This window comes from Microbacterium sp. NPDC089186 (assembly GCF_040685115.1).
Taxonomy (GTDB): Bacteria; Actinomycetota; Actinomycetes; order Actinomycetales; family Microbacteriaceae; genus Microbacterium; species Microbacterium galbum.
Map to the genome: position 1 here is coordinate 596,833 of NZ_JBFBHJ010000002.1, position 13,703 is coordinate 610,535.

Annotated in this window: 18 protein-coding genes and 2 tRNA genes; 14 read left to right on the forward strand and 6 right to left on the reverse strand. The window is 64.1% G+C overall.

Annotated features, from left to right (window positions below):
* The first annotated feature begins 67 nt into the window (after nucleotides 1–67).
* From AB0N82_RS09065 to AB0N82_RS09090, 6 genes are all read left to right on the forward strand, one after another.
* On the forward strand, nucleotides 68–616 hold the full coding sequence (locus AB0N82_RS09065; protein WP_363390650.1) for a hypothetical protein: 549 nt from the start codon (nucleotides 68–70) through the stop codon (nucleotides 614–616).
* A gap of 706 nt (nucleotides 617–1,322) precedes the next feature.
* Entirely contained in the window at nucleotides 1,323–1,565 is a 243-nt protein-coding gene (locus AB0N82_RS09070) for a hypothetical protein (RefSeq protein WP_363390653.1), read from the forward strand.
* Nucleotides 1,537–2,343: a hypothetical protein gene (locus AB0N82_RS09075; protein WP_363390656.1), complete on the forward strand. Its 807-nt coding sequence runs from the start codon at nucleotides 1,537–1,539 to the stop codon at nucleotides 2,341–2,343. Before AB0N82_RS09070 ends, AB0N82_RS09075 begins: the two co-directional genes overlap by 29 nt.
* A gap of 220 nt (nucleotides 2,344–2,563) precedes the next feature.
* A complete protein-coding gene (locus AB0N82_RS09080) occupies nucleotides 2,564–2,815 on the forward strand; it encodes a DUF3892 domain-containing protein (protein WP_363390659.1) in 252 nt (83 codons plus the stop codon).
* 46 nt (nucleotides 2,816–2,861) lie between these two features.
* Nucleotides 2,862–3,824 carry an exonuclease domain-containing protein gene (locus AB0N82_RS09085; RefSeq protein ID WP_363390662.1) on the forward strand — a complete coding sequence of 321 codons (963 nt, stop codon included), beginning with the start codon at nucleotides 2,862–2,864 and terminating at the stop codon, nucleotides 3,822–3,824.
* A 667-nt stretch (nucleotides 3,825–4,491) separates the two neighbouring features.
* Nucleotides 4,492–5,709 (forward strand): SIR2 family protein, encoded by a 1,218-nt coding sequence (locus AB0N82_RS09090; protein WP_363390665.1) that lies wholly within the window; start codon nucleotides 4,492–4,494, stop codon nucleotides 5,707–5,709.
* A gap of 306 nt (nucleotides 5,710–6,015) precedes the next feature.
* Here AB0N82_RS09090 and AB0N82_RS09095 read toward each other — a convergent pair.
* The 4 genes from AB0N82_RS09095 to AB0N82_RS09110 form a co-directional block, all read right to left on the reverse strand.
* Nucleotides 6,016–6,097: transfer RNA gene (locus AB0N82_RS09095), tRNA-Tyr, on the reverse strand.
* A gap of 91 nt (nucleotides 6,098–6,188) precedes the next feature.
* Complete coding sequence (locus AB0N82_RS09100) at nucleotides 6,189–7,070, reverse strand: PfkB family carbohydrate kinase (RefSeq protein ID WP_363390668.1); 882 nt, start codon at nucleotides 7,068–7,070, stop codon at nucleotides 6,189–6,191.
* Nucleotides 7,067–7,567, reverse strand: coding sequence for an FBP domain-containing protein (locus AB0N82_RS09105; protein WP_315995081.1), 501 nt, complete (start codon nucleotides 7,565–7,567; stop codon nucleotides 7,067–7,069). The genes AB0N82_RS09100 and AB0N82_RS09105 overlap by 4 nt, the downstream gene beginning before the upstream one ends.
* A 46-nt stretch (nucleotides 7,568–7,613) precedes the next feature.
* Nucleotides 7,614–8,093, reverse strand: coding sequence for a hypothetical protein (locus AB0N82_RS09110; protein WP_315995082.1), 480 nt, complete (start codon nucleotides 8,091–8,093; stop codon nucleotides 7,614–7,616).
* A 106-nt stretch (nucleotides 8,094–8,199) separates the two neighbouring features.
* Between AB0N82_RS09110 and AB0N82_RS09115 the strand changes: the two genes are divergently transcribed.
* A complete protein-coding gene (locus AB0N82_RS09115; protein ID WP_315995083.1) occupies nucleotides 8,200–8,688 on the forward strand; it encodes a YajQ family cyclic di-GMP-binding protein in 489 nt (162 codons plus the stop codon).
* Between the two features lie 66 nt (nucleotides 8,689–8,754).
* A complete protein-coding gene (locus tag AB0N82_RS09120) occupies nucleotides 8,755–9,318 on the forward strand; it encodes a hypothetical protein (protein WP_363390673.1) in 564 nt (187 codons plus the stop codon).
* Here AB0N82_RS09120 and AB0N82_RS09125 read toward each other — a convergent pair.
* Both AB0N82_RS09125 and AB0N82_RS09130 read right to left on the reverse strand, forming a co-directional pair.
* Nucleotides 9,308–10,438, reverse strand: coding sequence for a site-specific integrase (locus tag AB0N82_RS09125; RefSeq protein ID WP_363390676.1), 1,131 nt, complete (start codon nucleotides 10,436–10,438; stop codon nucleotides 9,308–9,310). The genes AB0N82_RS09120 and AB0N82_RS09125 overlap by 11 nt on opposite strands.
* Entirely contained in the window at nucleotides 10,386–10,976 is a 591-nt protein-coding gene (locus AB0N82_RS09130; protein WP_363390679.1) for a helix-turn-helix transcriptional regulator, read from the reverse strand. Before AB0N82_RS09130 ends, AB0N82_RS09125 begins: the two co-directional genes overlap by 53 nt.
* A 92-nt stretch (nucleotides 10,977–11,068) precedes the next feature.
* Between AB0N82_RS09130 and AB0N82_RS09135 the strand changes: the two genes are divergently transcribed.
* The 6 genes from AB0N82_RS09135 (at nucleotide 11,069) to AB0N82_RS09160 (ending at nucleotide 13,693) form a co-directional block, all read left to right on the forward strand.
* A complete protein-coding gene (locus tag AB0N82_RS09135; RefSeq protein WP_363390682.1) occupies nucleotides 11,069–11,266 on the forward strand; it encodes a helix-turn-helix domain-containing protein in 198 nt (65 codons plus the stop codon).
* Nucleotides 11,267–11,301: 35 nt separating this feature from the next.
* On the forward strand, nucleotides 11,302–11,892 hold the full coding sequence (locus AB0N82_RS09140; protein ID WP_363390685.1) for a hypothetical protein: 591 nt from the start codon (nucleotides 11,302–11,304) through the stop codon (nucleotides 11,890–11,892).
* Between the two features lie 743 nt (nucleotides 11,893–12,635).
* Nucleotides 12,636–12,920 (forward strand): WhiB family transcriptional regulator, encoded by a 285-nt coding sequence (locus AB0N82_RS09145; RefSeq protein ID WP_363390688.1) that lies wholly within the window; start codon nucleotides 12,636–12,638, stop codon nucleotides 12,918–12,920.
* A gap of 31 nt (nucleotides 12,921–12,951) precedes the next feature.
* A tRNA-Arg gene (locus tag AB0N82_RS09150) sits at nucleotides 12,952–13,024 on the forward strand.
* Nucleotides 13,025–13,052: 28 nt separating this feature from the next.
* On the forward strand, nucleotides 13,053–13,325 hold the full coding sequence (locus AB0N82_RS09155) for a hypothetical protein (RefSeq protein WP_363390691.1): 273 nt from the start codon (nucleotides 13,053–13,055) through the stop codon (nucleotides 13,323–13,325).
* Nucleotides 13,322–13,693, forward strand: coding sequence for a helix-turn-helix domain-containing protein (locus AB0N82_RS09160; RefSeq protein ID WP_363390694.1), 372 nt, complete (start codon nucleotides 13,322–13,324; stop codon nucleotides 13,691–13,693). The genes AB0N82_RS09155 and AB0N82_RS09160 overlap by 4 nt, the downstream gene beginning before the upstream one ends.
* Nucleotides 13,694–13,703: the final 10 nt, after the last annotated feature.

Here is a 13,703-nt window from a genome sequence, read left to right on the forward strand (position 1 = left end):
GCCTCCGCACGAGTCCACCGCGGCAGCATGGTTCAACACACGACATTCCGATCGACCGAATCACGCAATGGAGATTTTCCTCAGCATGCAATACTCGATTCTCTCGGCCGCAGATCATATTCGAGCATTCAATGCGCTCTTGCGGGCACCTCGCCTTCTTACTACCTCCACCGTGACCGTCGCGAGAGGCGCCGTCGAGGCGTTCGCGCGGGCATGGCACCTCGCGACCGCAGGTGATCTCGATGACGCGCAGGGCCGCCACCTCTCCGCGCTATACAGCGAGCTGCGATACCCGCTCACCTTGGGGGAACAGATCTATCTGCGCGATGGCCGGCCGACCGATGCTGAGGAGAGCCGCGCACAATATAAAGATGAGCTAGAGCGTCTCGGCCTCGGGGCGCCGGCCCGCTTCGAGACCTCCCGCATCACAGCCGAGTTCCTCAGCGCGGCGTTCCAGGATGACTGCGGACGCCTCACCTACTCGACCCTGTCGTCGGTTGCTCATGGGCATCGACTCGGGGTGAACTCGTTCATCTTCACGGATGACAGTGGCGGGGTAGCAGGGCTCACAAACACCCGGCAGATAGTGCTCGACCTCGTCAGCACCCTGACATAGGCCGGCATAACCGCGATGGAACAGACGACGGTACTCTTCGGCGGACGGTCTCGGCATCGCGAGCTGCTTGCGACGGCCATACGACGCATCGAAGGAGCCCTGTCGCCGCTCGACAATACGGCGTGAATCTGTCCAACGACAACCGCAGTTGCACAGACGACATAATCAGTTCTCGGCCGAAAAGCGAACATGCAAGAATCCTGAGCAGCCCTCGCGCCGTCGAGCACCGCGCAGGACTGCGGCGGAGAATCGCGCAACCTCACCCCGACCCCCAGCATCAGACACGCCCGGCGGCAGACTATCGAGTCGTTCGGCAGACCCGACAGCTACGGCGACAGCAACCTGCACAATGCACACATCCGGCGTTCGCACGGCGAAGCCGAGCCGGCAGTCCTCACCGTCAGCACCCTCACCCTGAGGGGCCCGCGCCGCATCTTTGTGTGAAGGGGCTGCATTCACCCCGGAGAGCCCACCATCGAGCCGCGACGCCGCCCGCCCCACACGAACCGACACGTACCGGTCAGTGCACTGGCCGAGGTCTTCCCAAGAGTACGCAGGGCGTGGGGCCCTGAGACGTGGGCTGAGAACGTGCCGGAGGGGAAGCTCCAAGCGCGCCGCACTCCCTCCCGGCCTGCGTAGCCGCCAGGAACAGGGACGGCCACTCATCCGAACAGACGGTATACGGCCCCGCCGCAGGGTAGGCGGCATGCCCCACGACGAGACCGCCATCCCTCGCTCCGCCACCGCAGTCTCCCTCGCCGGTGTCGGTACCATTGCGCTCAGCGCAATCACCGCCGTGAAAACGATTGCGAACGCGTGCCCGCCAGAGCACGTCATGACCGCCGTCGTTCCCGCAATCATCGCTCTCTTCACCATTGGTGCGATCTGCCTGTGGGCGGGGCCGCGGTTAGCCTCCCGACGTGGACTTTCAAAGCACCTGGTGGAGTGACTTCAGCGCTGGAACGGCCAGCACGATTGTCGGAGGGATAGTCGTCCTGCTCGTGCAGCTGTCCGGCTCTCTCACCCCCGGGGGCAGCCAGACAGCACCCGCGTCGCAGGCCCCCGTGAGCGGCGCGGAAATGACACAACCTCCGAAGCCGTCGCCCACGCAGCGCAGCGTCCCCACCGCGGTTCCGATCCTCGCCGGTGTCGTAGGTCTTCTCGTTTTCCTGCTGTGGACCCCGGTCATCGTGAGATTCAGTCTCGGCGCAGCCGCTGTCGCGGCGATCATGGGCGGCTTCTACGCGTGGCGCACGACGCAAACTCATGCGTGGAGCGGACCGAGCAGGGTCGCCCTCAGCACACTCACTGTCGCAGTGGCGTCACTCGTCGCCGTATGGAGTTCGGTGATGATCAGCTCGTGGAACGGCGCGACGCTCACTAGCATGCTGACCCGAGCGCGCGGGGAGGGTGAGGGTTTCGAGTACATCCTCAGCGGCCTGGTGCGGCACCTTTCCGACAGCGGCGACGCTCGCATGTTCGCCGTGTCCGCTGCGTTCAGCATGTTCATCTGCCTCGCGCTGCTGAGCCTGTCACTGATCGATCTCTTCACTTGGGGGGCTTCGCTTGCGCCGTCGCCTTCACCAGCGGGGTGGCTCGCGATATGGCGGCAGCGCGGCCGCGATGCTTTCGCACGCCTGAGTGCGAAAACTCTCGCCCTAGCGGTTCTTGGTAGCGCGCTCGCGATGGGGCATGGCCCGGGTCCGCTGCATCTGCTGAACGGCTGACGCTTGCCGACTGGTAGGCACGCTCGCAGCCCCCTCAGATCGCCCACAACGTCAGAGCTTTTGGCGAGCTCCGCCATTCGGACGATTCTTCCCCGCCTGATTTCTCGCAATCCACCCTTGCATCCGCGCCTATCGCGAAAGCCTCCGTGCGTACGTTCGCGCGGGAGTGCGACAATCGGGACGTCCCCCCTTTCGGGGGACGTGGTACTGAGGAGAGAGCATGCCTGACGCACGGATCACACACGTCCGCAAAGACCGTGAGCGCGATATCGCCGCTGTAGGAAACAAGGGAGTCTGGGACTGGCCTGTCGCGCAGGTGATCACCTCCATCGAGGAGGGCTCCAACACCTTCTACGTGTGTCCGCAGCGAGCGAACGTCCTCGTCGCAGCGACCCCGGCCGGACACAAGTTCCTCAAAACCACGGCGGACACGACAACGAAGAACAACCTTGACGAACTACCAGCGTTCTGACGCGCCATTAATCACTGCCGGTATAGCTGGCACCAAGCTCGCTGGCATGGATTTCGTAGCCGTGGATTTCGAGACCGCGAATCCCTCGCGCGGGTCTATGTGTTCCCTCGGTGCGGTGCGCGTACGCGACGGTGTCATCGTCGACACGTTCGCGTCGCTGGTCAAACCCGCCGACGGTCATACTTTCGCGGACGCCAACGTGCGTGTGCATGGCATCACTGCCGAGCTGGTGGCAGCAGCACCCACCTGGGCGGAGATCTTGCCGCGCTTCAGCGAGTTCGCAGCCGATGACACCCTGGTTGCACACAACGCGCGCTTTGACATCTCGGTGCTCATGAACACCTGCGCCGAGTACGACCTTGACTGGCCGGCGCTCGAGGTGCTGTGCACGTTGCAGGCCGCGCGTGCGACGCTCCAACTGCCCTCATACTCCCTGCCGTGGGTGAGCGAACACCTGGGGCTCGAGAGGTTCGAGCACCACGATGCTCTACAGGATGCGAGGGCCGCGGCAGCTATTCTCATCGCGTTGATCCGCATGGTTGGTGCCGAGTCGATTTCACAGTTCACCGCCGCCACGAAACTTCGGACACGCTCGACAGACCTCGAAGCCCCGGCAATTCCCGCCGGAGCGCCCGTCGCACCCCCGGGGCGGCTGGGTTTCGAACTTGAGGTCGTCGTGTTTACGGGGGCTTTGACCTCGATGACACGTGCTGAGGCTCGTCGGCTCGTCGTTGGACAGGGCGGGGCGTGGCAGGACGGAGTGACAAAGAAGACAACGCTCCTCGTCACCGGAGACCACTACTCGACCACGTTCCGACCTGGCGGGGTGTACAGCGCCAAGCTTCAAAACGCGTTCGACAAGGTCGCCGCTGGTCAGACACTGGAGATCGTCACTGAGGACGACTTCCTTCAGCGCGCGGCACTGAACAACGAAGAGCTTCGCGCGTTCGCCAGGCAGGGCCCGAAAGTGCCTGATCACGTCGTCTCGCAAGCAGGATCCGGGCCCTGAGGCGATGTGTGGGAGTGGTTCCAGAACACACTCCGGCACCCGGACGGGCGGGCAGTGGGCTGTGAACCATGCACGTGGTGCGATCAGCCTGTCCCCTCTGGGGCGCACTGGATTCATCGCGACCGCCGAGTGTGCGGAATTCACTGCAACTACCGCCTCAAAGCTGCAGCCAAAAGGGCATGGGCCAGGTCGGGAATCATCGTCCCGGCGTTGAGCTGAGCGCTGAGGACGTTGGCGAGCACCTCGGTATCCTCAGTGTGTGGCCTCCGAGTTCACGACCTGACTAGATAGCCCGATGTGAGCCCGAATGCGTAGTACAACTCCTTTCTTCAATGATCCCGCTGCGGCGCAGCGCATTCTCCAGATTGCCGAAGCGGAAGGGAGTTTGCTTCTTTACTGCGGGGCAGGCGTCACCATCGACCGCACCGGACATAGTTGGGGCTCACTCGTGCGGTCCCTTCTCCCCGAACGTCGTCACCGCACCCGCCCCGGCGTTCCCACTCGCGGGCAGGTGGAATCGCTTCGCCGCGATTCACCTGAGTCGCTGGCATCCAGCGTCGTGCACGTCCTACGAGAGAACTACGGTGGAGGGGACACACTCCAGCATCGTCTTCGCACGCGTCTTCGAGACGCCCTCTACCGCACGCAAAGTCAATGGCAGGCGGGGGTGCTGGTCTCCGAGCTCGTGTTGCTGGCCGCAGCGCGCGCGATTTTCGGACGGCACACACGCTTCTTGACGACCAACTACGACACCCACCTGGAGCGTGCGTACGACGCGTTCCGCTCAGAGCAGACAGGCTTTCCGGTGCCCGGGCTGAAGGTGTACGTCGCGGGGGTGACGGCTCCCGTCCGAGTCGTCGAGCCGCACGTCCCTGATGATTCCGAAGCGGGCGGCTACATCGACATCGTCTACCTTCACGGACGTCTTCCTGACACCGGCCAAGGGAAAGCAAGCTGGCCGCTCGTACTCGACGAGCGCAGCTACGCGTCCAGCGCATCGCGCGTCGAGGAGGCTTTGTGTGCGTCGTTGGACGACGCGACATACGCGCTGCTGCTGGGCACCAGCTTGACCGACATTCCGCTCATCCGCGCCCTCAGCAAGACCGCGAGCGGAGGGTGCGAACGCGTTGCCGTCCTGCTGCGCGCAGATTTCGCGCACAGTAAGGACGAAGACGAGCAGCTGGCCATTGGACTCGCCACCCTTCGCGCGTCGACGCTGCGAGTCACCCCGCTCTTCCCGGACTTCCCTCAGCAGGTCGCTCAACTCGTTACGGAGGTCACCGGCCACATGGCGTACCCCGTCGCACGGATCGACGATCTTGCCACTCTCCCATATCTGGACCGTGTTGACCGATGGTGGCACGAATGGTTCAAAGCAAACGGTGATGATGTTGACATCACGGATGGGCTTCGTTTGATGTTGGCTGACGCTTACCGCCTCGTCGGCCTGGAACCGCCACACCGCCCGAACGACGTCCCGACAGAGCAGCTTCAGGTGGAAGTGTGGGTGCGTCAAGCGCCCGTGCGCACCAACCGCACGCTTCGGCGCTGGGCGCGGTCATCCGACGTGAGCCCCGCGGGCCTTCGAGGAAAGGTCGCAGAGCTGGAAACAGCCAGCTACCTCGCACCCGTTCGGGCATTTGTCGAAGGCCGCCCCCTACGACTGTCCATCGAAGACCTCGAAACTGCCCGCCGCGCACACGATCAGTACACCTGGAAGTCTTTCCTGAGCGTCCCCGTGCGAGTGCAAAACGCCGTCGTTGGCGTGGTCACCCTCGCGAGCGACCATCCTCTAGCGACGAGCTCTCTGGCGAAGAACGACGAGGTCATCGAGGAGCTGGTTCAGACCCTCCGCGCGGGTGCAGAACTGATTCTCAGCGTGTAGCGTTCGCCTGGCGGTACGCGGCAGCAAGAATCGAGCGCTGGCTACTCACATGGCGCTCGCGGTTGTCGCTACGAGCCTTGTCAGCGATGGACTCGCGGGCCGACCTGCCCTGGGCGCGAGCGATGTCAGCGTTGGACGTTCGAGGTACGTTCATGTGAAACCCTCCGTACCCTCACAATACTCGGGAAACGCGTCACGGGATCTGTGTTGCGCGCCAACCACAGAACGGCCGCCGGATCCGGCGGCCGTTCTGATGGGAGCTGGAGATATGCGAACGTTTTGCGCTAGTTCTCCGAACGCCCCCGGTGGCGAGTGAGGGATTCGAACCCCCGAATGCAATGCAGTCTGATTTACAGTCAGATCCCTTTGGCCGCTTGGGTAACTCGCCAGATGCGCACCCGCCCGGCTTTCTCAGTCGACCAGAGGCGCGAGAAACCACTCTACTATCCCCGGAGGGGTGCCTCAAACCACGCGCGCCGTCACTCGGGCGTCCGCAGCAGTGCTCCCTCGTGTCGGCAGGTGGCGGCGGCCACGTCCATGGCGCGCGAGAGCACGGCATCCCACTCCTCCGCCGTCGCGGGCAGGCGGTCGCGCACGAGGGCGGCGGTCGTGGCGAGCACGGCGTCGCCCCCTCCCATCGTGTCGACGATGCGGCCCGGCAGTTCGGAGATCCCCCGCGACACCGAGGTGCCGTCGGCGTCGATCGCCGCTCCCCCGGCGCCGTAGGTCGCCAGCACCGCGCCGACGCCGAGGGCGACGAGCTTCTCGCGGAGCTGCTCGAGCGGCGCGTCGTAGAGCAGATGCGCATCGTCCTCGCCGACCTTCACGAGCAGCGCTCCGGATGCCGCCTTCTCGAAGCCGCGGACGAACTCGGCGCGATCGTGGAGCATGCCGCTGCGGGGGTTCGGGTCGATCGCGAGGGGCGTCGACGGCGAGGCCGTGGCATCCACGAGCAGGTCGGTCTGCTCGCGATCGTCGAAGGGGAAGCAACTCACGACGACCATCGGGGCGGCGGCGATCGCGGCGTGCTCGGCGTCGCCGTACGAGACGCGGCGGTTCTGGGCGGCGTCGTTGAACACGTACTCGGGCTCGCCACCCGGCGAGCGCGTGCTGACCGCGCGCGACGTGCCGTGCTCCGACGGGCTCGCGAGCAGCTCGACGTCGTACTGCTCGAGGTAGCGGCGGATCTGCTCCCCCGCGTCGTCGTCTCCGACCATGGCGATGAGGGATGCCGGCACTCCGAGCCTCGACAGGCCCACGGCCACGTTGAGCCCCGCTCCGCCGACGAACTCGCGCACGCCCGTCTCGTCTCGCAGCTCGTCGATGAGGGCGTCGCCGATCACGACCACGCGTCCGGTCACCGGGTCACCTCCGCGGCATCGAGCACGCGCGAGACGAACTCCTCGGTGCGGCGCTTGGTGCCGTCGATCTTGCGGTCGACGCTCGCGCGGATCTCGCTGGGGGCGAGCGGGGCCGCGAGGCGCACCGTCTCGTGACACGACAGGTCGGCGCAGATGTAGGTGCCGACGGTGTCGCCGTGCTCTCCCGCCTCGCCGGCCTTGCGCGCCGTGAACAGCGACACCTGGTCTCCGGGCTGCATCGTGTGGCAGAGGTTGCACATCGCCGACCGCGCGCGGGACTGCCCCTCGGCCGCCCGCAGCACGACAGCCGTGGGCTCGCCGTCGTGCTCCGTGAGCACGTAGCCGCGCCCGCGCGTGCGGGGGTCGCGCCACGCGAGGAAGTCGAGGTGGTCCCAGTCCGCCAGCAGGAAGTCGTGGGGTAGGGCGATGATCCGCAGCTCGTCGGGGGTGGCGTTGACGAACGCGTCCCTGACCTCGTCTTCGGTGAGTGCTCGCATGGCATCCGAGTCTACGAGCGACACGGAGCCGTGGCGCCTGCCGGTCTCACTTCGTCACCGTCACCCAGGCCCGTTCCGTGTCCGAATCGACGGTGAGCACGACCTGCACGGTGCCCGACAACCCGACGCCGTACGTGTTCCCCTGCGGCGCCGAGGAGTCGCACCGGAACGTCCCGCTGGTCAGCACGGCACCCTCCCCGTCCGGGGTGGAGTCGCGCAGCGCATACGTCATCCGTTCCCCTCCTTCGCATTGGCCCGAGACCGTCAGCGCGTCGCCCGCGTCGAAGGCGTCGGAGAGCACGGTGTCGGTGGTGTTCACCCCGTCGACCACTTCGAAGACGGCACGGGCGACCTCGGCGGGCCCGGCGGAAGGCACCGCGTATGGACGGGGGGTCTGCGACACCGGCGTGGCGGTCGGCGCCGGGGAAGGCTCGGTCGCCGGTTCGGCGTCGGGTGCGCACCCCGCGGCTCCGATCACCACCAGAGCGAGCACGGTCAGGACGATGGGTGTTCCACGCACGGCCATCACCCGACGCTAGGCGCGACCGCGCCGGGTGTCGAGGCGCTGTGCGTTCGAGGGACACGACGTCCAGCCCCGGGACGCCACTCCTGCGCGCCGGTACCTTTGGATCATGGCTGACTCATCGTTTGACATCGTCTCCAAGATCGACCGGCAGGAAGCCGACAACGCCCTCAACCAGGCGCACAAAGAGGTCGAGCAGCGCTACGACTTCAAGGGCACCGACGCCTCCATCGCGTGGAGCGGCGAGTCGATCGTCATCAAGGCGAACTCCGAGGAGCGCGCGAACGCCGTGCTCGACGTGTTCCAGACCAAGCTCATCAAGCGCGGCATCTCGCTCAAGAGCCTCGACAGCGGCGAGCCGGTGCAGAGCGGCAAGGAATACCGCATCACCTCCACGCTGAAGGAGGGCATCTCGCAGGAGAACGCGAAGAAGATCGGCAAGATCATCCGCGACGAAGGCCCCAAGGGCGTGAAGTCGCAGATCCAGGGCGACGAGCTGCGCGTGCAGTCGAAGTCGCGCGACGACCTGCAGGAGGTGCAGCGCCTTCTCAAGGCCGCCGACCTCGACGTCGACCTGCAGTTCACGAACTACCGGTAGGCGTTACCGCTGACCTGGACTTTCTTATCCATGGTCCGCGGACAGTCCGCAGAAAGGGTTGCTTAGATGGACATGCCCCAGGAACTCATCGATCTCGGCCTACGACTCACAGAGACCGCGACTCGCAACACCGCCTCTGCTATCGCGAGTCGCATTGGGGCAGCGAAAGCCTCGGGGCGTAAGGACGAAGCGATCGCTGCGCTCGAGGACATCGTCAGCGAGCTTGTAGCGGACAAGCAGGAGCTCACTCGCGTCGCTCAGGCGTATCAGTCCGAGCTAGTGGCGCAGCGCCTATCAAGCGGGGATGTGCGGTACATCGCCGACACCCTGTTGCCACTGCTGGAACAGTTGGCCACTGCTACCCCGAACGGTCAGCAGCTCGCGCAACAACTCGACGCCTTCAAGCCCGTGCTCTCAGCAGAGACGGCGAACATCCTGCAACTTCTTGGCTTCAATTTCCGGAAGGCGATCGGTGAGCCTCTGACCAATTTGACGGCTAACGCGATTGAGTCGCGCGTCAACCGTTCCGAAGAACTTCAACTTGAGACTCTGAAGCGTGAACAGCTGTACATTCAGCTCGCCTTGGACCCCGAGGCTCATGCTCGGTTCACGTCGATGTTCAGGAAGTGACGCTTGAGTGAGCTGACCCCGCTGCGCGCGATGAGGCCATAAACGCAGCTGTTGCGGCTCGCGTTTTGTCCTCGGCGGAGGGCCAGAGGTGCGAATAGACGTTGAGCGTGATCGACGGTTGCGAGTGACCGAGGGCCCGTTGCACGGTGACGACGTCGCAACCGGAGGCAATCAGGTTGGACGCGAACGTGTGGCGCAGCGTGTGCAGCGTCATCGAGTCAGGGAGGCCGGCGCGCTTCCGGATGCCGCGCCACTCCTCCCCCGCGTTGTTGCGCTGGAACAGATGCCCAACGGGCGTGCGGAACAGGTGCTCACCCGGATCCGTAATCGAGTACCGGGCGACGTGGGCCGAGAGTGAGGCGGTGAGCTCGCCGGGGACGTAGACCGTTCGCTCACTTCCGTATTTCGGCGTCACGACGGAAGTCGTTGCGATGGAGGATCCCTGCACCTGGCGACGCACCTGAATGGAGCGGCCGAGGAAGTTCACGTCCCCGAGCTGTAGACCAGCAGCTTCCCCGAGGCGAAGGCCAGCGAAGAGACACACCTCTACGAATGGGCGAAACTCCGCCGCCTCAGCTAGCACCCTAACCGTTTGCTCAAGCGAGAGGATCTCCATAGCCGCGTCTGCGCGGCGTACCCTCGGAGGCTTGACTGTGGACGCGGGACTCTCGGCGATGACCTTATCGAGCATGGCGGCGCGAAACGCCATTTGTACGTAGTTGAGCCGGGTTCGCATGGTGGATGCCGCGAGGCCGCGTTTCGTCTCGCCGCTTACCCACGACTGAACGTCAGACGGCTTCACTTGACCGATTGGCCGGCGTCGCCACGGAACGCTGTACAACGCCGTCTCAGCCGCCTCGACCGTGCCACGGGCCCATGCTTGCCGCGCTACCCATGCGGCCACCCAGTCATCCCAGAGCGCAGTTCCCGCCCGCGGGTCGACATACATGCCGGTGACGACCGACGCCGTCACTTCGTCTAGCCAGCGCTGGGCGTCTCGCCTAAGCCGAAAGTGACGAGCGTGTTCCCTACCGTCAGCATCTCGAAAACGCGCCCGCCAAGACCCATTAGACCTCTGCTTGACGCTCGCCACGGCCCAACTCCCCCCTCTCATCCTCATTTGCGAGTTCGCGCATCCTTACGATGTCGCTCGCGCGTATCTCGAAGTCCTCCCTAAGGGAACCTTGCGTCACAGCGACCTCAGCAGCCCATCGCGCGACCGCCGTGGCAGGCAACATAAGGGAGCTGAGTCGAGACGCCGCTTCTCTCACTTCGATTTCCTCATGTTGCGCGTGCTTCTCCACAAGACCCGCGGCCTCGTCCAGCTGCAAGGCGTACTCAGTGAGCGCAGCGCCGACAGACCCCATCAGATCCGCCAGCGCATCCGCAACACCGTCGACGGCTCCAATGATTTGCTCCGTTGCGGACCCTCGCGTCATGTCGAAGACGCGACTGCCGAGGATTTCAGCCAGCACTCGCGCCTCGCCTAAACGAACGGGGCGCTGCCCTTTTTCCGTTCTACTGACGGTCATCTGTGAGTAGCTGTCGAACCCTCGCTCCACCATGCGACGGGCTAACTCACTTTGGCTCATGCCCTGCCGCTCGCGAAGCATCGCCACATTCCGGGCGAAGTTCAGATCGTCGTCACGCTCACTCATAGGGCCATGGTCCCACATGATTGTGGACGGTTGCACAAAGCTGTGGAGATGCATTACTGTTGGGGCATCCACAAAATTGATTGGAGGAGCGCATGACCACCACCATCCGGCCAAACGCAACCAGACCGCGCTTCTACTTCGTAGATGAGGCAGCAGTTGAACTTCGGCGGAGCGCGGCGTCGGTGCGTTGGATGCTGCACACCGGCCAATTGAAGGCGGGAAAGATCGGCGGTCGCACAGTCATCTCGGCAGCCGAAGTAGATCGAGTGATCAACGAGGCGTTCGCCTGACCACAGCAGGAATTTCCGGAGCCGCCAGACCATCCATGAATGAAAAAACCCTGGCCATCGCTGCAATCGATGAACCAGGGTCAGGCTCCCCAAGAGAAAGAGGAACCCAAATGTCTGTTACCCCAAGCGTACACGTGACGCCCACCCGCATCAACTCGGAGATCCCCACTAGTCCCGAAGCTCGGGCCGCTGCTGAGTGGCTGAGTGCCCACGAAGAAGCGGTCGCGAAGATGCGGCCGGCGTGGGCAGATCCCGCCCGCACGATCGCAGCCCTGGACTTCGACGGCGAGGCCGAGTCGGTCTGGTTCGTCCGCCAGTTCGAGACCGTTGAGGTCATCCAGGGCGCCAGGGTGCAAGGGGGCGATATCGAACTCGACCGCCCCGCTCACATTCGCAATGTATCGATGCCCAGCGTCGAAGAGCTCAGCATGCTCGAGGTCGGCGAGCTTGGCTCAGACATGATCCGGGCCGCTCAGTATTTAGCAGCTTGCGAAGGCACCTCGACCGACGATTCCGAACTGCGTGTCAGCGACGTGTTCCGCCTACGCCAGATGGGCGTCGCCGTAGGTGAGCAGCTTCGGCGCCGAACCGGCGTGGACGACAAACTCCGCGGGCTGGATGACTGACCACATGACCAGGGCACCGGAGGTTCGTAGGGGTTCCTCCGGCGCCCTGCCCCGCTTGAAACGAGGTGACGCATGGGGGTGAAGCTCGTAAAGCAACTCATCGCCTACTCCGTGGACGTTCCGCTCAATCTCAACGAGTACCGCCTGCTGCTGAATATGGCGCTCACTGCACTAGATGCCGATAATCCGCCCCGGTACTTCGATAGTCGCGAAGCATCCGCTTACGCGCTCGGTCGACGGATTCCAGATCCTCCCCCACCGGGGGAACCGGAGCTTCCTGAGCGCCTAGCCGCGTTCGAGGCGGTGAAGACGGCTACGCGAGGGCTGGTTGGCCTGAGGGCTATCGAGCGGCTAAAGACGGGTCACAGGGGCCAGCGTGCCGAGTACGCGATACGGCTCGACCCGGTGTTGAGCAGGGGCACCGACGAGTGGAGAAAGCGGAAGGCTCGCCCTTCCCCAAAGCCTCGCCCAAATCGAGCCGCTGACCATACCGATGATCCATCGGTTGACCCTGCGGATGACCCTCGACCAGAGACGGAAAGGGGAAGGGTCGCCCTTCCTGTCTAGGAAGGTTCCCCCTTCCGCATTAGGAAGGCTCGCCCTTCCTGTAGGGGAAGGGTCGCCCTTCCCCCAAGGAGACAACAGGACTCACTTAGGAACAGACAGAAGGAAATATGCCCGCCTAACGCAACCACCTCACTAGACCCTGTGGATAACTTTCGGAACGGAGATTCAGAGAACGCATGACCCGCAATAGCCCCCGCCTGACCGAAGCCGCCCGCATGCTCGACGTCCTCACCCGCGCCGGTATCGACACACCGCCCGCATGTGACGGGGATGACACGTTCATCGCAGACCGGGGAACGCTCGTCACGGCCGACCTCACACGAATGCGTGTCGTCTGCTCACGGTGTCCCCTCATCGAGCCCTGTGGGGACTACGCACGCACCGCCAAACCCGAAGCCGGTTACTGGGCCGGCATCGCCTACGGCAAACCCGAAAGAGCGGCAGCAGCGAAAACAGCATGACCCGAGAGTCGGAGGCCGGTCCGACCCTCACCCCCTCGTAGCTCAGTGGACAGAGCAGCCGGTTTCTACCCGGTGGCGCGCAGGTTCGAATCCTGCCGAGGGGACGCAACACCCCTACCAGAGGAACAACCCATGACCGAACCTCAAACCGTAGAAGCACTCATCAGCTACGCCGGCCACGCGTTCTACAACGCAGGGATCCCATACCGAGGCGGACGCATGGCCCGCCTCATCCGCAGCATCGGCAGCACCCAACGAGCCCGCCACATCATCGACACCTACCTAGCCGACCAGATCGAAGCGAAAAGCTGGCAGGGATTCGAGCTCTACGCACACAGCGGCTACGCAGACCCCACCGGAGCAATAGCCGCGCGAAACGTCGACCTCAGGAGGAACAACCGATGAGCGCATTCGTCAAATCCGGGATCTTCCTCAGCGTCGAAGAAGCACAGATCCTCTATCAAGGTGCGCAATTTCGGAACCTCATGTCGAATCGCCGCGACGACACAGCGCTTTATCGGATCCTCCACGCCGTAGCCCTCACCGCTTTCAGCAAACCTGCCGCTGACGGCAGCGAACGGCGGCAATTGACGGCATCCGACGAGTATGGATATACGACGGTTGGACAAGTCGCACGAAGAGCCGGAATCTCCGAACGCACCGTGCGACTGCACATCGCCCAACAATCCCTCCCCGCCACAAAGAACGGCCGCGAATGGGTGATCGCAACCAGCGAAGCCGAGACCTATATCGCCGCGCACAGAAAGAACTAGGAGAAATACC